This is a genomic window from Chitinimonas koreensis (assembly GCF_014353015.1).
GTDB lineage: Bacteria > Pseudomonadota > Gammaproteobacteria > Burkholderiales > Chitinimonadaceae > Chitinimonas > Chitinimonas koreensis.
Genome location: NZ_CP060704.1, coordinates 495,767 through 514,614 on the forward strand (window position 1 = coordinate 495,767; position 18,848 = coordinate 514,614).

Genomic DNA, 18,848 nt, shown 5'->3' on the forward strand with positions numbered 1-18,848 from the left:
GGTGCGGCTGCGGCACCGCAGCCCACATCGTCCCGGCGAATGTGAAAACGGCCCGTCGGCCCAGCGGGCGACGAGCCGTTCTGCGAAGGGCGCGACCGATTACTCGGCAGCGGCTTCCTCGCCACCGCCACGCACGGCCAGGATGGTGGCCACGGTTGCGTTGTCGCCGTGCTTGAGGGCGACGAACTCGACGCCGGCCGGCAGGGTCAGGTCGGACAGGTGGATCGAGCTGCCTGCCTGCAGGTCCTTCAGGTCGACTTCGATGAATTCCGGCAGGGCGCCCGGCAGGCACTCGACGTCGGCGTCGTTCATCACGTGCGACACAATGCCACCGCCTTGCTTCACGCCAGGAGCCACGTCGCCGTTGACGAAGTGGAACGGCACCTTGGTGTGCAGCTTCTGGTTGGCGTCGACGCGCTGGAAGTCGACGTGCATGACGATCTGCTTCCAGGGGTGGTATTGGGCGTCGCGCAGCAGCACCGGCTCGCTCTTGCCGTCCACGGTCAGGCTCAGGATGGTGGCGTGGAAGGCCTCTTCCTGCATCGCGTAGTACAGGTTGTTGTGGTCCAGTTCGATGGCAACCGGCTCGCCCGAGCCGTAGATGATGCCGGGAACCTTGCCGGCGCGACGCAGGCGGCGGCTCGCTCCGGTGCCCTGTTCGACGCGCTTGTTGGCGATCACTTCGATGGTCATGGGTCTTGCTCCAGTGAAAAATGCACCGCCCGCGACCAGGCGATGCATGGGTAGACGGCCCGCCGGGGCGAGCCGCGAAAGATCAGTCGACGAAGAGGGTGGAGACCGACTCTTCGTTGTTGATGCGGCGCAGCGTCTCGGCCAACAGCGGGGCCAGGCTGACCACCCGGATGCGCTCGGACTTGCGGGCGGCGTCGCTGAGCGGGATGGTGTCGGTGACCACCAGCTCGTCGAGTTCGGACTGGGCGATGCGCTCGACCGCGGCGCCGGACAGCACCGGGTGGGTCGAGTAGGCCATCACGCGCTTGGCGCCGTGCTGCTTGAGCGCATCGGCCGCCTTGCACAGCGTGTTGGCGGTGTCGACCATGTCGTCCATGATCAGGCAGGTGCGGCCTTCGACGTCGCCGATGATGTGCATCACCTCGGCCACGTTGGCCTTGGGGCGGCGCTTGTCGATGATGGCCAGCTCGGTGTTGAGCTGCTTGGCCATGGCGCGGGCGCGCAGCACGCCGCCGACGTCGGGCGAGACCACCATCAGGTCTTCGTAGTTCTTGGTACGGACATCGTCGAGCAGCACCGGGGTGGCGTAGATGTTGTCCACCGGAATGTCGAAGAAGCCCTGGATCTGGTCGGCATGCAGGTCGACGGTCAGCAGGCGGTCGACGCCTGCGGCCTGCAGCATGTTGGCCACCACCTTGGCCGAGATCGGCACGCGGGCCGAACGCGGGCGGCGATCCTGCCGCGCGTAGCCGAAGTAGGGCATGGCGGCGGTGATGCGGCCGGCCGAGGCGCGCTTGAGCGCGTCGACCATCAGCAGCACTTCCATCAGGTTGTCGTTGGTCGGCGCGCAGGTCGACTGCAGCACGAAGACGTCGCGGCCGCGCACGTTCTCCAGCAACTCGACGGTCGCTTCGCCGTCGCTGAACCGGCCCACGCTGGCACGGCCGAGCGTGATGTCGAGGTGTTTGACCACGGCCTCCGCCAACTGCGGGTTGGCGTTGCCGGTGAAGACCATCAAGCTCTCGTAGGCCATGTCCTGATTCCTGACAAAAAAAGAAAGCGTGTAATCGTCATTACACGCTTTCGGGTTTTTCGCATTACGCGAGCGCACTGGCTTCGGCCTCGTACGCTATGGGGTATTTGGCAGGGGAGGTAGGGATCGAACCTACGAATGTCGGAATCAAAATCCGATGCCTTACCACTTGGCGACTCCCCTACAACTTGCCCGACCGAATCATTCGACTCGATCCAGCAAATCAGACAACGGGTGCTGCGTCATGCTCTCCGCGGCGAATCCTCGCATCGAGGCGGGCAATTGCCCGATCACCGCTTCGGCTTGGGCCTGGGTATCGAATGCAGCGAATACGCAGGCGCCTGATCCGGTCATCATCGCCTTGCCGTGTTGGCCAAGCCAATCTAGGTATTCGGCGATGATCGGATATTTCCGTTTTGCGACTGTTTCCAGGTCATTTCTGACCCCGTCGTTCGGAAAGGCCGCCATTATTATGGGCTTGGTATCGCGTGTCAAGCAGGGGTCGGAAAAAATCTCAACGGTGGGGACCGATACCGGCGGGATCAGCACCACATACCATTGATGCGGCAGCGAAATCGGCTGCAGCGCCTCGCCGACGCCTTCGGCGAACGCATCGCGGCCGAACACGAAGACCGGCACGTCGGCGCCCAGGCGCAGGCCCAGAGCCTGCAGGCTCTGCCGCGACAGGCCGAGCCGCCACAGATGGTTGAGCGCGATCAGCGCGGTGGCGGCATCGGAGCTGCCGCCGCCGAGGCCGCCGCCCATCGGCAGCCGCTTGTCGACGCGCAGCCGGCAGCCCTGGCGGCAGCCGGTCTCGGCCTGCAAGAGGCGCGCCGCGCGCACGATCAGGTCGCTGTCGGCCGGCACGCCAGGCAGCGGGTTCTCGTGCACCACCTCGCCGCTGTCGTCGACGGCGACATGCAGCGTGTCGCCGAAGTCGATCAGGCGGAATACCGTCTGCAGCAGGTGATAGCCGTCGGCGCGGCGGCCGGTGACGTGCAGGAACAGGTTGAGCTTGGCGGGGGCGGGGAAGGCGTGGAACTCGGTCATTGCGTGGAGGGAGTATCGAATTGCCAATCGGACAGCACGATGCGGACCTCGAGGTCGGGCCGGCTCAGCGTCAGCCGTTCGGGGGCGCCGGCGGTCGTGCCGCGGAAGCGGATCGACCAGCCGTCCTGTTCGAGCACGCGCTCGTCGACTTCGCGGCGCCATTGCGCCGGGCGCGACGGATCGGCCAGGCCGAGCAGCCAGTAGCGCAGGCCGTAGGCTGGCAATCGCCAGCCGAGCTCGCGCTCGCTCAGCGTCTCGACATCGTCGGCGCTGCGGGCTTTGCCGGCGCTGTCGTAATAGCGTGCGCCGCCCGGTTCCAGCTCCAGCCGCGCCACCACCTGGCCGAGCGGATTGCTGACGTCGACGCGGTCGACGTCCTGCGCATGCGCCCAGCTGAAGCTCGCGCTATAGCCCTTGCCGGCCGCGTTGACGCCGATGCGGCCGCTCACGCTGTATTGGCCGGGCAGGCCGCTCGGCGCCGGCGGCGCCATGGACGGGGTGGCGCAGGCCGCCAGCAGCAGGGCCGCCACGGCGGCGGCCAGGAATCTCGTCGGCTGCATCGGCCTACTTCCCGGTCAGCCGCTGGATGGTTTCGGTCAGCACCTCGTGGTCGGGATCGAGCCGCGCGCCCTGGGCCCAGACCTTGCGCGCCTCGCCCTGCTTGCCCGAGCGCCACAGCGCTTCGCCGTAGTGGGCGGCGATTTCCGGATCCTGCAGCGCGCCGAAGGCGCGGCCCAGCCATTGCACGCCCTCGGCCAGCTTGCCGCGGCGCAGCATCAGCCAGCCCATGCTGTCGAGGATCACCGGATTGTCCGGTTCCTTGGCCAGCGCCTGGCGCAGCAGCGCCTCGGCCTCGTCGAAGCGCTCGGTGCGGTTGGCCAGCGTGTAGCCGAGCGCATTGAGCGCCAGCGCGCTGTCGGGATTCAGCGCCAGGTAGCGGCGCAGATCGGATTCGGCCGCGCCGACGTCGCCGAGCTGGTCGAACACCAGCGAGCGGTCGTACAGCAGGTCGGCGTTGTCCGGATGGGCGAGCAGGCCGGCGTCGAGCGTGGCGCGCGCCTGCTTCAGGTCCTTCAGCTCGCGCCAGACCTGCGCCTCGAGCTGGGTGCGCGTCACCTTGTCGGCGTCGCTCTGGCCGGGCAGCCGCTGCAGGGCGGCCAGCGCCGCCGCGCGGTTGCCGAGCTTGGCCTCGATGCGCGCCAGCCGGGTGGCGGCCTGCACGCCGAGCTCGCCGTCGCCGACCTGGGCATAGTGGTCGCGCGCGGCGGTGAGCTTGAATTGCTCTTCGGCCGCCACGCCGAGGTAGTAGCGCAGCGTGTCGGGCTTGCCCACGCCGAGCGCCAGCGCGCGCGTCAGCGCGGCCTCGGCCTGCGGATAGCGGCGCAGCTGCAGCGCCGACAGCGCCTCGCCGACCGCGTATTCGGTCTCGCCCGGGTAGTCGCGGCCGAGCGCGGCGAAGGCCTGGCCCGCTTCGTCGTAGCGCTTGAGGTCGGCCAGCTCGCGCGCCAATGCGGCGCGCAGCTCGCGCGACTTGGGCAGGCGTGCGCTGGCGGCCTTCAGGTAGGCGACCGCCGCCTCGGGCGAACGCGCCTCGGTCAGCGCCGCGCGGTAGAGGATGCCGGCCTCCCAGTCGGGCTTGCGGCGCACCGCCTCGTCGGCGGCGGCCAGCGCGGCGTCGGGCTGGCCGGCGTTGTTGGCGGCGACCGCGATCGACAGCGCCGCCTCGGGCAGGTCGGGATAGTCGCCCGCCAGCCGGCGCACCAGCAGCAATACCGCCTGCTTGTCGACCTGCGGCGTCCACAGCGTATGCAGCTGCATGAAGATGCCGGCCGCGTCCTTGGGCCGGTCGGCCAGCCAGGACCTGAGCTCGGCCTCGGCCTCGCCGAGCCGGCCGCCGCGGGCCAGCAGGCTCAGCAGCGTCTGGCGCGGCAGCAGCGCGCCGGGCTCGAGCGTGCGCCACAGCTGGGCGGCCGCCAGCGCGTTGTCGTACTTGCCGGCCGAGAAGCCGATCTCGACCGCGCGCCGCGCAGCGCGCGGGTCGCGGGTGCGGCGGGCGAGTTCGAGCCAGGTGTCGGCGGCGAGCCGGCGGTCGCCCTGCTGGGCGGCGATGTCGCCCAGCAGGAAGCCGAACAGCAGCTCCTTGGTCAGCGCCTGCTTCGGATAGAGCGCTTCGTCCTTGTCCTCGGCAGCCGCGGCCGGGGCTGGCTCCGGATCGGGCCGGCTCTCGGCGGCATCGGGCGTGTTCGTCGCCGGCGTGGCGCCGGGAGCCTGCGGTGCCGCGCAGCCGGCGAGCAGTGCGATCAGCAGCGCGGCGAGGCCGCCGCGGGCGTGTAGGTGTTTCGACATGCGTTGATTGTCCTTGGCCGCCTCGGGCGGCAATGGCGGCCATGCTATAGTCGGCCGCTCTTTTATCTTAACCCGTTCCGACCGCGCTTCCAGGCCGACACCATGCCCGAATTGCCCGAAGTTGAAACGACCCGGCGCGGCATCGAGACGGCCTTGACCGGGCGCACCCTGCTCGGCGCGACAGTGCGCGAGCCGCGCCTGCGCTGGCCGATCCCGCCCGATCTGGCGGAACGGGTGGCGGGGCGCACGGTGCAGCGGGTCTGGCGTCGCGCCAAGTACCTGTTGTTGGACATCGGCGACGCGCATTTGATTCTCCACCTCGGCATGTCCGGCAGCCTGCGGGTGCTGAGCGGCCCCACGCCGCCCGAGCGGCACGACCACGTCGACCTCGAGCTCGACGACGGCTGCCTGCTGCGCTACCGGGATCCGCGCCGTTTCGGCGCGCTGCTGTGGGTGCCCGGCGATCCGCTGCGGCACGCGCTGCTGGCCTCGCTCGGCCCCGAGCCGCTCGAAGCGGGTTTCGATGCCGACTACCTGCGCGGCGCGCTCAAGGGCAAGTCGACGGCGATCAAGCTGGCGCTGATGGACAACCACCTGGTGGTCGGCGTCGGCAACATCTACGCCAACGAATCGCTGTTCCGCGCCGGCATCGCGCCGCAGCGGCCGGCCGGCAAGCTGACCCGGCCGCAATGCGAGCGGCTGGTGCAGACCGTGCGCGAGACCCTGGCCGAGGCCATCGTGGCCGGCGGCAGCACGCTGCGCGATTTCGTCGACAGCGCCGGCAAGCCCGGCTATTTCCAGCAGCGCTATTTCGTCTACGGCCGCACCGAGGAGCCCTGCCTGCGCTGCGGCACGCCGATCCGCCAGGCGCGGCTGGGCCAGCGTTCCACCTACTGGTGCCCGGAGTGCCAGCCACGCTGAAAATGCTTTGCGGCCCAAGGTTGCCGGATTCGGCGCGGTGTCCGGCGGATGACCGCATCTCGAGATATTGCGGATGAATGGCGCCCTGCCGCGAGGAGCGGCAAGCGATGGCCGATGGCCGCGCTTGCGCGGCGGCGGGGCGCGTTATTTAATGACAACTGGTTTTTTAAATTGCCGGGCGCGCACAATCCAATAACGGCCGCCTTGAGGATATAAAGATGGGGCATGACAACCTGGTGGCCAATTTCGAGGCCTACAGCGAATGGCGCGGCAAGCTGATCCAGAGCATCGGCGATTTGCAGCGCTGGCTGTCGGAACAGGATCTGAACGACGCGCAGACCAATATGCGCATCCAGCATCTCCTGGACAAGCTGCGCGACGACAAGCTCAACATCGCCTTCGTCGCCGAATTCTCGCGCGGCAAATCCGAGCTCATCAACGCGATTTTCTTCGCCGAATACAAGCAGCGCGTGCTGCCTTCGTCGGCCGGCCGCACCACGATGTGCCCGACCGAATTGCAATACGACCCGTCGCGCCCCAATTGCATCCAGCTTTTGCCGATCGAAACGCGCGCCGGCGATACCACCACCTCCGAATACAAGCGTTATCCCGACGAATGGGTGTCGGTCGCGCTCGACATCGAATCGGGCGAGGCGATGCTGGCCGCCTTCCAGCAGGTCGGCCAGAAGAAATGGGTGCCGGTCGAGGAGGCCAAGAAATACGGCCTGTTCGACGAAAGCGACCCCGATCACAAGCTGTCGGTGCAGAACGGCCAGATCGAAATCCCGTGCTGGCGCCACGCCACCATCAATTTCCCGCATCCGCTGCTCAAGCAGGGTCTCGTCATCCTCGATACGCCGGGTCTCAATGCGATCGGTACCGAGCCGGAACTGACGCTGAACCTGCTGCCCAATGCCCACGCGATCCTGTTCATCCTGGCGGCCGACACCGGCGTGACCAAGACCGACATCGACGTCTGGCGCAACCATATCGGCCGTGCCCAAGGCGGCCAGCGCGGCCGGCTGGTGGTGCTCAACAAGATCGACGGCCTGTGGGACAGCCTCAAGAGCGAGGCCGAGGTCGAGGCCGAGATCGACAAGCAGGTGCGCACCAGCGCCGAGCTGCTCGGCATCCGCACCAGCCAGGTATTCCCGGTCTCGGCCCAGAAGGGCCTGGTCGGCAAGATCAACGACGACGCCGAACTGCTGGCCAAAGCCCGGCTGGCGCCGCTGGAGAAGGCGCTGTCGGAGGACCTGATCCCGTTCAAGCAGGAGATCGTGCGCGACAACAGCCAGACCGAGGTCGAGGACGTGGTGCTGTCGACGCGCGGCATCCTCAATGCGCGGCGCGAGGGCGTGAAGGAGCAGCTCGACGAATTGACCGCGCTGCGCGGCAAGAACCGCGACGTGATCGAGCACATGCTGGACAAGATCCAGGAAGAGAAGACCCACTTCGAGCGCGGCATGCAGCGCTTCCAGGCCTTGCGCAGCGTGTTTTCGCAGCAGACCAACGTGCTGTTCGGCTATCTCGGCGTCGACGGCCTGCGCAATCGCATTACCCGCATCCGCAGCGAAATGGACGGCGCTTCGCTGTCGTCGGGCCTGACCGGCGCGATGCAGAAATTCTTCAAGGACGTGAATGCCAACATCACCAAGTCGGCCGAGCAGGTGGCCGAGATCCAGGCGATGATGGCCGGCATGTACAAGAAATTCAGCGAGGAGCACGGCCTCGGCGCCGTCACGCCGCCACCGTTCTCGACGCTGAAATACCATAAGGAAATCGCCCGGCTGGAGAAGAGTTTCCACGAGCATTTCAATACCTTCGGCGTGATCCTGACCACCTCGCAGAGCAAGCTCACGCAGAAGTTCTTCGAGACCATCGCCAGCCGCGTGGTTTATGTCTACGAAGTGGCCAACCGCGATGTGGAGAATTGGCTCAAGGCCGTGATGGCGCCGATGGAAACCCAGGTGCGCGAACACCAGATGCAATTGCGCCGCCGGCTCGAGAGCGTCAAGCGCATTCATAAGGCGACCGATACGCTCGAAGACCGGATCGAGGAATTGAGCGAAATCGACGCTGGTATCCGCCAGCAATTGGGCGAACTCGACGTGCGGCTCAAGCGCGCATATGAGGCGCTGAATCAGCCTATGCGGCCGGCTGCGAGACACGCGGCCTGAACTTTCAAATAATTCATATGTCATATTCGCCGCCATGTGCGGCGATTTTATTTGGCGACGGGTTGATGAATTGAATTATCCGCTGCATAATCGACTCAGTCTTTCGACCATAAACTGCTTGCGTAGTACTAGGAGAATGAAAAATGGTGGATTTGTCCGGTCTGGCGCTGCCAGCGCTTTATCAGCTGCAAAAAGACCTCGAGCGTGAGATCGCCCGCCGCAAGGTCGAAGACAAGCAAAAGGCCATTGCCGACCTGCAAAAGCTCGCAGCCGACCGTGGCTTCAGCCTCAATGAACTGATCGGCGCCGAAGTGCCGAGCAAGCGCGCCGGCGGCAAGCGTGGTCCGGTGGCGGCCCAGTTCAAGAACCCGGCCAACGACCAGACCTGGAGCGGCCGTGGCCGCAAGCCGCAATGGGTGGTCGACCACCTGGCCAAGGGCGGCAGCATCGAAGACCTGCGCGTTTAATACGCCGGTCGGCCCGGGATCCCGGGGCCCAAGAAAAAAGGAAGCCGTCGCGCTTCCTTTTTTCTTGGGCCTTTCGCTTTTCGCGGCGCTGAAGCGCATTCCATTCCTGCCGGCGCAGTTCATTCTCCAGACCGGTATCTGCCGCTCGGCCGGGCGTATTGCGTGGTTGCACCGGCCACGCATGCCCCCATGCAATCAAAACCATTCGGTACGCTCGCCTGGCCATGAATCGAATATGGTCGAGGCCGGATTGCCCGTGATTTTATATTCATCGCTGGGTTCAATTAATTCATGACGATCGGCAGGTGTATCGTTGAATGCTGATCCGGCCGCGTCGGCTGAATCGGGGCGAATCACCGATATGTAGCCTGACTGCAATACATATCCGCGGGCGAAGGCGCGCGTTCGGGGCGCCGAGCGAAGCGGCGCCCGGAGCTGTCGCCAATTCGGCGACATGCGGACGGTTCGCGCCCGGCGTGGCCGGCCGGTCGGCCCGTTCGGCCGCCGTGTTAAGCTCGCGGCCATGCGCTGGCAATGGCAACTGCCGATCTCCTATCTCGCCGGGGGCCGAGCCGTCGTGGCTGGGCCGGCACTTCCTCTTGGCCTGGCATGCCGTGATCCTGGTCACCAGCGGCTACCCCTTCAGCGACTGGCGCTATACCGGCGAACCGGTGCTGGCCTTCTTCGGCTACCCGCTGCCCTACTACCACACCGTCGCCGACAACGCGCTCAACCTGCTGGCCTACCTGCCGCTGGGCTACGCCTGGGCGCTGTACTTCCGTTGTCGCTGGTTTGCGCCGCTGGCCGCCCTGCTGCTCGGCGGCGCGCTGTCGTCCGGCGTCGAGTTCGTCCAGCAGTTCCTGCCCGACCGAATCGCCTCCAACCTCGACATCCTCTACAACGCGGCCGGCAGCCTGCTCGGCGCGCTGCTGGCCGGGCTGTCGAGCAAGCTGCTGATCGTGCGCGGCTGGCATATCCGGCGGCAGCGCTGGTTCGCCGAGGGCGCGCTGACCGATTTCGGCCTGACGCTGATGGTGCTGTGGTTCCTTACCCAGCTGAACCCGGCGGTGCCGCTGTTCGGCGTGGTGGTGCAGCCGGGCGGCTTGCCGCAGCCCTGGGTGTCGCCGATCGCCGATGCGATGCTGTTCCTGCGCGTGCTGGAGGCGCTCGGCGTGATGCTGAGCGTGACCGCAGTGGCGCTGATGGTGGCCACGCTGCTGGCGCACCGGCGCCACCTGGCGCTGGCGATCTGGGCCACGGTGCTGGTCGCGCTGCTGGCCAAGATGGTGTTCGCCGGCGCCTTGCTCAAGCCGGCCGAATTCCTGGCCTGGTTCAACCGCAACGTGGCGGCCGGCGGCTTGGCCGCGATCATCCTGCTGGCGGTGCTGGTGCGGCTGCAGCGTGGCTGGCAGGCCGCCGCGGCGCTGGTCTGCCTGGTATTGGCGCGGGGGTGGAAATGTACTGGCCGCTCAACGAAACGCCTTACAGCATGCTGTCGCTGTTCCGCTGGCGCTATGGCCACCTGCGCGATTTCAACGGCCTGACCCAGGTGATGTCTGCGGCCTGGCCGTGGCTGGCGGCGCTCTATCTCGGCTGGCGCAGCGTGCAGCAGTGGCGGCGCGCGCATAGCTCGGTCGAGCTGCGTTAGCGCCTGGTGTTTCTTGGTCGGTGGCGGTGTATGGACACCTGCAGCGCAGGCGGCCGGGAAACCCGGGCGCTCGCCGTGGATGAGGGCTGAAACATCGGCGCGCCCTGTTTCAATCCACTCCTCCCGTCCCCGCCGCTGCGGGGAAGCCTCGCTGGCGCTCGTCGGCGACTCGAATAGGCGCAGTGACGACTGGCGCGGAGGCAGTGCGCCGCGATGTCGAGGTTCAGCGCACCTGCAGCGGGAAGGCCGGATTGACGAAGCGTTCGCCGCGCAGCAGCTTCTGCAGCATGGCCGGATCGTGCCATTCGGCCTGGCATTGCTCGGAGAACACCACGTCGGTCAGCGCGATCTCGCCCATGCGCGGGTTGTAGGCATCGGCACGGAAGCATTGCGCGTAGCCGGTCTCGGTCTCGTGCGCGATCACCGAATGCAGCACCACGTCCTGCTCGCCGTTGGCCATCTCGGTGTTCTTCAGGATGGCGTCGATCAGCACGAAGAACAGTCGCGAGAACTGCTCGGCCGACGGCGATACCGGCATCGAGATCCAGCGCGCCGAATAGCGCTTGGCCCAGGCGATGTAGTCGGCCTCGTCGCGGTCCCAGAAGCAGATCGCGTGGTCGAAGGCGTCGATCACGTCGCGGATGGTGCCCTTCATCAGGCCGAAGTCGTAGACCATCTGGCCGTGATCGAGCGCATGCGCCTCGAGCAGCACTTCCACCTTGTAGCTGTGCCCGTGGATGGAATGGCGGCAGCGGTCGCTGCTGCAATTGCGCACGATATGGGCGTTTTCGAACTTGAACAGCTTGCGGATCAGCATGGGTGGGGCCTGGCGGTGAATGGCCGAATTGTGCCATCGGCCGGCCGAATTGCCACGGAATGCGTCGGCGGCGACCGGCGGCCGGCGGCATGAAAAAAGCCACGCGCGAAGGCGTGGCGTGAGTTGCCGCGGCCAGCGGGGCGGCCACGGCGCATGGATCGGATGGGAATCAGAACGCCGGCACGACGGCGCCGTTGTACTTCTTCTCGATGAAAGCCTTCACGTCGGCGCTCTGCAGCGCCAGCGCCAGCTTCTTCACCGCGGCGGCGTTCTGGTTGTCGGCACGGGTCACCAGGTAGTTGGCGTAGGGCGACCGGGCGTCTTCGATGAACAGCGCGTCGCGCGTCGGCACCAGCTTGGCTTCGAGCGCGTAGTTGGTGTTGATCAGCGCCAGGTCGACCTGGTCGAGCACGCGCGGCAGCGTGGCGGCCTCGAGTTCCTTGAACTGCAGTTTCTTCGGGTTGGCGACGATGTCCTTCACCGTCGACAGGATGTTGGCCGGGTCCTTCAGCTTGATCACGCCGTTCTTGTCCAGCAGCACCAGCGCGCGGCCGGCGTTGGAGGTTTCGTTCGGGATGGCGACGACCGCGCCGTCCTTGAGCTCTGCGGCCTTCTTCACCTTGCGCGAATAGGCGCCGAACGGCTCGACGTGCACCGGCACGCCGGTCACCAGCGTGGTGCCGCGGTTCTTGTTGAATTCGACCAGGTAGGGCTTGGTCTGGAAGTAGTTGGCGTCGACGCGCTTCTCGGCCAGTTGCAGATTGGGCTGGACGTAGTCGGTGAACACCTTGACGTCGAGTTCGACGCCCTGCCTGGCCAGCAGCGGCTTGATGTGCTCGAGGATCTCGGCGTGCGGCACGGCGGTGGCCGCCACGGTGAGCTTCTCGGCCTGGGCGGTGACGGCGGCGAGGCCGGCGGCTGCGATCAGCAGCGTCTTGACGAGTTTCATGGGTCTACCTTTTGGGTACTTGGGTTGGGGGAGCCGATCGGCGCCGCGGGTAGCCGCGCCTTGTTATCCGTGGGTACTCATTTGCGCGCGACGCGGCGCACCAGCCAGTCGCCTGCCATCTGCACCGCCTGCACCAGCGCCAGCAACGCCAGCACGGTGACCACCATCACCTCGGTCTGGAAGCGCTGGTAGCCGTAGCGGATGGCCAGGTCGCCCAGGCCGCCGCCGCCGATCACCCCTGACATCGCGGTGTAGGAGACCAGCGTGACCGCGGTGACGGTGGTGGCCGCCAACAGTCCGGGCAGCGCCTCGGGCAACAGCGCGCGGGTGACGATCTGCCAGGTGGTGGCGCCCATCGCCTGGCTCGCTTCGACGATGCCGCGGTCGACCTCGCGCAGCGCGGCCTCGACCAGCCGGGCGAAGAACGGCGCGGCGCCGGCCACCAGCGGCGGGATCGCGCCGGCCACGCCGATCGAGGTGCCGACCAGCTTGAGCGTCAGCGGGATCAGCACGATCAGCAGGATCACGAAGGGCAGCGAGCGCAGCGCGTTCACCACGAAGGAGAGCGCCGCATAGGCCGGCCGGTTGGCCAGCAGCTGGCGCGGGCCGGCCAGGAACAGCAGCACGCCGAGCGGCAGGCCCAGCACGATGGTGAAACCGAGCGAGGCGCCGAGCATGGTCAGCGTGTCGAGCGTGGCGAGGCCGATGTCGGTCCAGTCGATCAGGCTCCAGTCGAAGGCGCTCGCGTTCATGCCGCCACCTCCTCGCAGCGCACGCCGCGCGCTTCGAAGGCCTGGCGGGCATGGGCGGCATCGCCGCCGAAGCCGACGATCAGCTGGCCGTAGGGGCGATCCTTGATGCGGCCGACGCTGCCTTGCAGGATGTTGATCGGCGCGTCGAGCTGGCGGCCGACCTCGGCGATCACCGGCTCGTAGGTCGCGGCGTCGACGAAGGTCAGGCGCAGCAGGCCGTGGCCCAGGTGGCCGAGCCGGCCGGCCAGGTCGAGCGCGGCGGCGTGGCCGTCCTCGGCCACCAGGTCGCGCGTGGCGGCATGCCGCGGATGCAGGAAGACCTCGGCCACCGCGCCGTGCTCGACGATGCGGCCGCCGTCGATCACCGCCACCCGGTCGCAGATCGCGCGCACCACCGCCATCTCGTGGGTGATCAGCACGATGGTCAGGCCGAGCCGGCGGTTGATGTCGAGCAGCAGTTGCAGGATGGACTGGGTGGTCTGCGGATCGAGCGCGCTGGTGGCCTCGTCGCACAGCAGGAGCTTGGGATGGTTGGCCAGCGCGCGGGCGATGCCGACGCGCTGTTTCTGGCCGCCCGACAACTGGGCCGGGTACTGGTCGCGCTGGGCGGCCAGGCCGACCAGTTCGAGCAGCTCGGCCACGCGCGCATCGATCGCGGCGGCGTCGAGCTCACCGGCCAGCTCGAGCGCATAGCGCACATTGCCGGCTACGGTGCGGCGGGAGAGCAGGTTGAAGTGCTGGAACACCATGCCGATCTCGCGCCGCACGCGGCGCAGGCCGGCGCCGTCGAGCGCGGTCAGCTCGGTGCCGTCGATGGTGACGCGGCCGTGGTCGGGCCGTTCGAGCAGGTTGATCAGGCGCAGCAGGGTGCTCTTGCCGGCGCCGGAGCGGCCGATGATGCCGAAGATCTCGCCGGCACCGACGTCGAGGCTGACGTCCTGCAGGGCGGGGACGGGGCGGCCGTCGCTGCGATAAGTCTTTGAAAGCTGGTGAAGCGCGATCACGGGGTGCCGTTCTCGTGGAGTCCATAAAGCGGTGCCGCCGGGTTGGCCGGCAGCAGGGACGCCACTTTAGCGAACGCTTTTATACCCGTTAAATACGAAATATCGATTTCAACAGTTCATGTGGTTATTTGTTGTGCAGCCAGCCGCGCCGCCCGGCGATCGCGGGCAGGGCGTCGAGCCGGTGCAGCGCCACGTCCACGACCGGCCCGCGCCGGGCGCGGCGGGCCAGCCAGACGGTGGCCATGCCGAGCCGGCGGGCCGGCGCCAGGTTGCCGCGGCTGTCCTCGACCATCACGCAGCGGCGCGGATCGAGCCGGTAGCGCTGCAGCAGGCGACGGTAGCCGGCCAGGTCGGGCTTGGGGCGCAGCCGGGTCTGCTGGATCGCGATCACGCCGTCGAATCGATACGCCACGCCCAGGCCGCGCAGCACGGTGACGGCATAGGCCAGCGGCGCATTGGTGAACAGGATCTTGCGGCCCGGCAGGCGCGCCAGCGTCGCGCGCAGCCCGCGCATCGGCCGCAGCTGGCGCGGCAGGTCGGCGAAGCGATGGGTCTCGGCCAGGAAGTGCTCGGGGTCGATATGGTCGTGGTGATGCAGCAGGCCCGACAGCGTGGTGCCGTAGCGCTGCCAGTAATGCAGCCGCAAGGCATCGGCCTCGTCGACGCCGATGCCCAGGTGCTGCGACACGTAGTCGTTCATCAGCCGGTTCATCTCGGGAAAGATGTAGGGCTCGGCATCGTGCAGGGTGTTGTCGAGGTCGAAGATCCAGGTCTTGGGCATGGGATGGCGCAGGGCAGTTGAGTCGGCAGTCGGGGCGTCCCAGTGTTTACCATGCCTCCACAGGATTTCGCTGCACGTGGTTCACGTCACGGACCTGTGCAGATGATGCGCCGAGTAGGAGCGGCTTCAGCCGCGAATGGCCATGGCGGCATCTTGGCGATTCGCGGCTGAAGCCGCTCCTACACGCTTCTGCAACCCGCAGCGAGATGGGAGCCGTCTGCATGGGCACCGTGAAGTTGTTTACTGCTGGGCCTACGAAGAGAGAACGAGCGAAGCGAGGCTCCCTCGCGGCGGCGAGGGCGGGGGAGTAGGGGTGAATCAGGAAGGGCCGGGCGCCGCTTCAGTTCTGGCTGACGACAAACGCCCGGCTTTGCCGGGCGTTGCACTGAACGTTGAGGCTCCACCATTGTGGCCGCTGGGCCGGCCCCCTACCCGTGGATGTAGTGCTCGAGCTGCTCGATCAGGTACTGCTGCTCGGCGATCTGCTCGCGCACCAGGTCGGTGATCGACAGCACGCCGAGCACGCGGCTGTCGTCCATCACCGGCAGGTGGCGGAAGCGCTTCTCGGACATGATGGCCATGCAGTCGTCGATGGTCTGCGACGGTTTGGCGAACACCACCCGGCGGGTCATGATGTCGGCGATCGGCGTGCCGGCCGAGGTCTTGCCCTGCAGCACCACCTTGCGCGCGTAGTCGCGCTCCGAAAAGATCCCGACCAGCCGCTCGCCCTCCATCACCAGCACCGCGCCGATGTCCTTCTCGGCCATCAGTTGCAGCGCCTGGTAGACGGTGGCATTGGGCGCCACCGAGAAGATGCCCTGGCGCGATTTTTCCTGCAGCAGTTGGCGAGCGGTTTTCATACGACACATTCTCCGACGTGGGTTGGCCTGCAATCACTATATAGCCAGGCTCCGCACCCTGCTAAGACGCGGCGCACAAATCCGGCGACCCGGATGGCGCGCCGCCGTCAGTCGAGGCGCCGGAACACGCCGTACTGCTCGTCGCCGCCGGTCCACAGCGGCAGCCACGCGTAGCCGGGCGCCAGCTGCATCTTCAACTGCTCGAGCACGGCCGGGCCGCGCGCCTGGTCGTAGCGGCTCCACACCAGGTAGCGCACCTTCTGGCTGCGCAGCCATTGCAGCGCGTCCGGCCGGTTGCCGCGGTAGATCGCGCGGATCAGCTCGGTCCGCTCGTTGATGAAATCGGGCGAGCCGCGCCACTGCGACTCGTGATCGGGCCAGCCGGCCGCCGACGGTTGGCCGGCGTGCAGGGCGAAGGCGCTCGACGGGCTGTAGGCGCCTTGCTCCACGCTCTCCAGCACCAGGCCGCGCGGCGCGGCGCGCAGCCAGTCGACGATGGCGCGCTGGGCGCGGTCGTCGCGCAGCCAGCCGTCGCCCTGCAGGCGGCCGGCATGCGGCCGCGGCGTCTCGATCCAGCTGTGCGCCAGCGGCAACAGGTAGGTCAGCACGGCGACCGCCGGTAGCAGGGCCAGCGCGCGCCAAAGCCGGTTCGGCCGGGCCAGGTTGAGCGCCGACAGCCAGACCAGCGCGGCCGGGTAGAGCCAGGACCACCACTTGAGCGTGGTGTTGAAGCGCTGGTAGCGGTCGCCGCCGGGATCGTCGACCGTGACGAATTCGCCCAGCAGCCAGAACGCCAGCACCGCCAGTCCCGACCACCAGGCCAGCCGCCGGCCCGGTCCCTGCAACAGGCTCAGCGCCACCAGCCAGGCGATCGGCCACCACAGCACCAGCCCTTGCCGCCACGGCGTATGGTCGTTGGCCCCGGTCAGCACCAGCGGCGTGCTCAACGCGTTCGGCGCGAAATGGCCGAGGAAGGGGTAGAGCAGGAACAGCGCGGCGGCGCCGCCGAGCGCCAGCGGCCGCCCGTGGAGCGCCTGCCGGCCGCGCCAGCGGTAGGCCAGCCAGCCGGCCACCAGCAGCGCCTGCAGCGGGAACACCCAGGTGTTGACCGCCAGCGTCAGCGGCACGGTGGCGCCGAGTGCGCCGGCGAGCAGGCGGTCGTCGCCGCCGGCCGCCGCGCCGTCTTCCGCGCGCTCCAGCCGCGCCATCAGCGCCAGCGCGAAGAACAGCAGCACGAAGCCGCCCAGCGGCGGGTGGACGTCGCCCAGGTGCAGCAGGTAGGACGGCGTCTCCAGCGGCAGGTCGCGCACCGCGGCCGCCTCCGGGCTGCCGGGTGCGGCGGCCTTGCCGAACCAGGCCTGGCCCCACGCGACCGGGATCTCCTGGTCGTACAGGCCGATGAAGCGGGTGTTGGCCCAGACCTGGGCGATGGCGTTGCCGGGGTACAAGGCCGTCAGCAGCGGCGCGATGCCGGTGCCGCCGAGCAGCAGGGCGGCGACCAGCAGGCCGCGCAGCGCCGGCGGGCGGACCCAGCGGCCGGCGACGCTCCAGCCCAGGCTGCCCAGGAGGCCGAACACCAGCGCGCCGCCGAGGTTCATCGCCGGCCCGGCCGCCAGGCCCAGCCAGCGCCCCAGGAGGGCGGTGCCGTAGTGCAGGAAGCCGTAGTAGAAGTCGAAGCGGTAGCCGGGCAGCCAGCGGTCGGGCGGCGGCAGCGTGTCGCCGCCGAGGTAGTTGCTGACGAAGTAGAGGTCGGTGATCTTCTCGGCGGTCGGCTCGAGGTCCGGATAGGCGAGCCGCCAGCCCAGCACCAGCAGGAAGGGCACGGCGAACGGCAGCTGGGCGAGCGCGATCGCGCGGGCGTCGCCGCGCCGCCGCCACAGCAGCCAGGCGGCCACCGCCGTGCTGACCGGCCACAGGCCGGAGAGGCCGCCGAGCCCGACGAAATGCTCGGCGAAGAAGCCGAGCAGGCACAGCCCGAGCACGCCGGCGGCGCGGGCGATCTGCGTGTCGGGCAGCCAGCGCGCCAGCGCGGCGGCCAGGCCCGCCAGGTTCACCAGCAGGATGGCCACGGTCAGGGCCAGGTAGATTGCGAGCACGGCTTCTCCTCGATGCGGCAGGTGCGGCAGGGGATGCGAAGGGGCTGCGCGCCGGCCGGCGGGTATCGTTCCCAGCGGAGGACGCAAAAAAGCCGGCCTCGCGGCCGGCTCGGACGATCACTCGTCGCGCTGGATCATGGTGCCGACGCCGTGGTCGGTCAGCACCTCGAGCAGCAGCGCGTGCTTCACCCGGCCGTCGATCACGTGCACCGAGTTGACGCCGTTGATCGCGGCCTCGAGCGCCGACGAGATCTTGGGGATCATGCCGCCCGAGATGGTGCCTTCGGCCACCAGCTGGTCGACCAGCTTCGGCGTGAGGCCGGTCAGCAACTGGCCCTGCTGGTCGAGCACGCCGGGCGTGTTGGTCATCAGGATCAGCTTCTCGGCCTTGAGCACTTCGGCCAGCTTGCCGGCGACCAGGTCGGCGTTGATGTTGAACGCCTCGCCGCCGGGGCCGACGCCGATCGGCGCGATCACCGGGATGAAGTCGCGGGTGTCGAGCAGGGCCACCAGCTCCGGATCGATGCTCTCGATCTCGCCGACCTGGCCGATGTCGATGCGCTCGTCGTCCTCGCCGCCCTTGAGGTACATCTTCTTGGCGCGGATGAAGTGGCCGTCCTTGCCGGTCAGGCCGACGGCGCGGCCGCCGTGCTGGTTCAAGAGGCTGACGATCTCCTTGTTCACCAGGCCGCCGAGCACCATCTCGACGATGTCCATGGTCTCGGCATCGGTCACCCGCATGCCCTGGACGAACTCGCCCTGCTTGCCGACGCGGTTGAGCAGGTCGTTGATCTGCGGGCCGCCGCCGTGCACCACCACCGGGTTCATGCCGACCAGCTTGAGCAGCACCACGTCGCGGGCGAAGCCTTCCTTGAGCTCGGGTTCGGTCATCGCGTTGCCGCCATACTTGATCACGATGGTCTTGTCGTAGAAGCGGCGGATATAGGGCATGGCCTCGGCCAGTACGGCAGCCTTGTCGGCGGCGGCCTGGGCGGAGATCGGTTCGACGGCGGGCATGGGCGATCCTCGGCGGATTGGGGGGAAGGGTTGAGCCCGATTTTAGCCGTTCGTCGCCCGAGAAGCGCGCTGCGCTTGCCGTAGCCAGGGTAATTGCACTACATTGCCGAAAAGTAAATGAGCATTCATTTACTAATATATTGTTCGTACCCGATTCCCCAGGAACCCTCGTCCCCATGTCCAAGTCCGCATCTGTTCCATCCGGTCCGCGCGATGCCCCGAGACGGCGGCGCGCTG

At 67.8% G+C, this 18,848-nt stretch carries 19 protein-coding genes, 1 tRNA gene and 1 pseudogene; 5 read left to right on the forward strand and 16 right to left on the reverse strand.

The genetic code is table 11. The annotated features are described in order from the left end of the window. Positions 1 to 99: 99 nt before the first annotated feature. The 6 genes from H9L41_RS01955 to H9L41_RS01980 form a co-directional block, all read right to left on the reverse strand. A complete protein-coding gene (locus H9L41_RS01955; RefSeq protein WP_028445871.1) occupies positions 100 to 693 on the reverse strand; it encodes a 50S ribosomal protein L25/general stress protein Ctc in 594 nt (197 codons plus the stop codon). An 82-nt stretch (positions 694 to 775) separates the two neighbouring features. Beyond that, on the reverse strand, positions 776 to 1,726 hold the full coding sequence (locus H9L41_RS01960; RefSeq protein ID WP_028445872.1) for a ribose-phosphate pyrophosphokinase: 951 nt from the start codon (positions 1,724 to 1,726) through the stop codon (positions 776 to 778). A gap of 108 nt (positions 1,727 to 1,834) precedes the next feature. Next, positions 1,835 to 1,909 (reverse strand) — tRNA-Gln (locus H9L41_RS01965). An 18-nt stretch (positions 1,910 to 1,927) separates the two neighbouring features. After that, positions 1,928 to 2,776, reverse strand: a complete 849-nt coding sequence (gene ispE / locus H9L41_RS01970) for a 4-(cytidine 5'-diphospho)-2-C-methyl-D-erythritol kinase (protein WP_028445873.1) — start codon at positions 2,774 to 2,776, stop codon at positions 1,928 to 1,930. After that, the gene (lolB, locus tag H9L41_RS01975; RefSeq protein WP_051318930.1) at positions 2,773 to 3,336 is read right to left on the reverse strand and encodes a lipoprotein insertase outer membrane protein LolB; all 564 of its coding nucleotides are present in this window, start codon (positions 3,334 to 3,336) and stop codon (positions 2,773 to 2,775) included. Before lolB ends, ispE begins: the two co-directional genes overlap by 4 nt. 4 nt (positions 3,337 to 3,340) lie before the next feature. Then, positions 3,341 to 5,122 (reverse strand): tetratricopeptide repeat protein, encoded by a 1,782-nt coding sequence (locus H9L41_RS01980; RefSeq protein WP_157461934.1) that lies wholly within the window; start codon positions 5,120 to 5,122, stop codon positions 3,341 to 3,343. Positions 5,123 to 5,224: 102 nt separating this feature from the next. On the opposite strand from H9L41_RS01980, the gene mutM reads away from it, so the two are divergent. The 3 genes from mutM (at position 5,225) to H9L41_RS01995 (ending at position 8,687) form a co-directional block, all read left to right on the forward strand. Then, the gene (gene mutM / locus H9L41_RS01985; protein WP_028445875.1) at positions 5,225 to 6,043 is read left to right on the forward strand and encodes a bifunctional DNA-formamidopyrimidine glycosylase/DNA-(apurinic or apyrimidinic site) lyase; all 819 of its coding nucleotides are present in this window, start codon (positions 5,225 to 5,227) and stop codon (positions 6,041 to 6,043) included. 218 nt (positions 6,044 to 6,261) lie between these two features. After that, the gene (locus tag H9L41_RS01990) at positions 6,262 to 8,220 is read left to right on the forward strand and encodes a dynamin family protein (RefSeq protein WP_034606643.1); all 1,959 of its coding nucleotides are present in this window, start codon (positions 6,262 to 6,264) and stop codon (positions 8,218 to 8,220) included. A 143-nt stretch (positions 8,221 to 8,363) separates the two neighbouring features. Beyond that, the gene (locus H9L41_RS01995) at positions 8,364 to 8,687 is read left to right on the forward strand and encodes an H-NS histone family protein (protein WP_034606645.1); all 324 of its coding nucleotides are present in this window, start codon (positions 8,364 to 8,366) and stop codon (positions 8,685 to 8,687) included. Positions 8,688 to 8,882: 195 nt separating this feature from the next. Here the strand turns inward: H9L41_RS01995 and H9L41_RS02000 are convergent, their stop codons facing one another. Then, entirely contained in the window at positions 8,883 to 9,044 is a 162-nt protein-coding gene (locus H9L41_RS02000) for a hypothetical protein (protein WP_187523657.1), read from the reverse strand. A gap of 242 nt (positions 9,045 to 9,286) precedes the next feature. On the opposite strand from H9L41_RS02000, the gene H9L41_RS02005 reads away from it, so the two are divergent. Next, on the forward strand, positions 9,287 to 10,231 hold the full coding sequence (locus H9L41_RS02005) for a VanZ family protein (RefSeq protein WP_187523658.1): 945 nt from the start codon (positions 9,287 to 9,289) through the stop codon (positions 10,229 to 10,231). Next, positions 10,177 to 10,335, forward strand: coding sequence for a hypothetical protein (locus tag H9L41_RS02010; protein WP_187523659.1), 159 nt, complete (start codon positions 10,177 to 10,179; stop codon positions 10,333 to 10,335). Before H9L41_RS02005 ends, H9L41_RS02010 begins: the two co-directional genes overlap by 55 nt. A 223-nt stretch (positions 10,336 to 10,558) precedes the next feature. Here H9L41_RS02010 and H9L41_RS02015 read toward each other — a convergent pair whose 3' ends face one another. From H9L41_RS02015 to argB, 9 genes and pseudogenes are all read right to left on the reverse strand, one after another. Then, positions 10,559 to 11,152, reverse strand: a complete 594-nt coding sequence (locus tag H9L41_RS02015; protein WP_028445877.1) for a 6-pyruvoyl trahydropterin synthase family protein — start codon at positions 11,150 to 11,152, stop codon at positions 10,559 to 10,561. A gap of 169 nt (positions 11,153 to 11,321) precedes the next feature. Beyond that, positions 11,322 to 12,101: a MetQ/NlpA family ABC transporter substrate-binding protein gene (locus tag H9L41_RS02020; protein WP_028445878.1), complete on the reverse strand. Its 780-nt coding sequence runs from the start codon at positions 12,099 to 12,101 to the stop codon at positions 11,322 to 11,324. A gap of 77 nt (positions 12,102 to 12,178) precedes the next feature. After that, on the reverse strand, positions 12,179 to 12,853 hold the full coding sequence (locus H9L41_RS02025) for a methionine ABC transporter permease (protein ID WP_028445879.1): 675 nt from the start codon (positions 12,851 to 12,853) through the stop codon (positions 12,179 to 12,181). After that, positions 12,850 to 13,134, reverse strand: coding sequence for an NIL domain-containing protein (locus tag H9L41_RS26395; RefSeq protein WP_444542006.1), 285 nt, complete (start codon positions 13,132 to 13,134; stop codon positions 12,850 to 12,852). The genes H9L41_RS02025 and H9L41_RS26395 overlap by 4 nt, the downstream gene beginning before the upstream one ends. Then, positions 13,123 to 13,857, reverse strand: a pseudogene (locus H9L41_RS02030) (methionine ABC transporter ATP-binding protein); the annotation flags it as partial. The pseudogene H9L41_RS02030 and the gene H9L41_RS26395, both read right to left, overlap by 12 nt. A 124-nt stretch (positions 13,858 to 13,981) precedes the next feature. Beyond that, entirely contained in the window at positions 13,982 to 14,638 is a 657-nt protein-coding gene (locus H9L41_RS02035) for a pyrimidine 5'-nucleotidase (protein ID WP_028445881.1), read from the reverse strand. Positions 14,639 to 15,066: 428 nt separating this feature from the next. Next, positions 15,067 to 15,498 (reverse strand): CBS domain-containing protein, encoded by a 432-nt coding sequence (locus H9L41_RS02040; RefSeq protein ID WP_028445882.1) that lies wholly within the window; start codon positions 15,496 to 15,498, stop codon positions 15,067 to 15,069. A gap of 107 nt (positions 15,499 to 15,605) precedes the next feature. Further along, positions 15,606 to 17,594, reverse strand: a complete 1,989-nt coding sequence (locus tag H9L41_RS02045; RefSeq protein ID WP_028445883.1) for a DUF2298 domain-containing protein — start codon at positions 17,592 to 17,594, stop codon at positions 15,606 to 15,608. 117 nt (positions 17,595 to 17,711) lie between these two features. Then, positions 17,712 to 18,611, reverse strand: a complete 900-nt coding sequence (gene argB, locus H9L41_RS02050) for an acetylglutamate kinase (protein WP_034606647.1) — start codon at positions 18,609 to 18,611, stop codon at positions 17,712 to 17,714. Between the last annotated feature and the right edge of the window lie 237 nt (positions 18,612 to 18,848).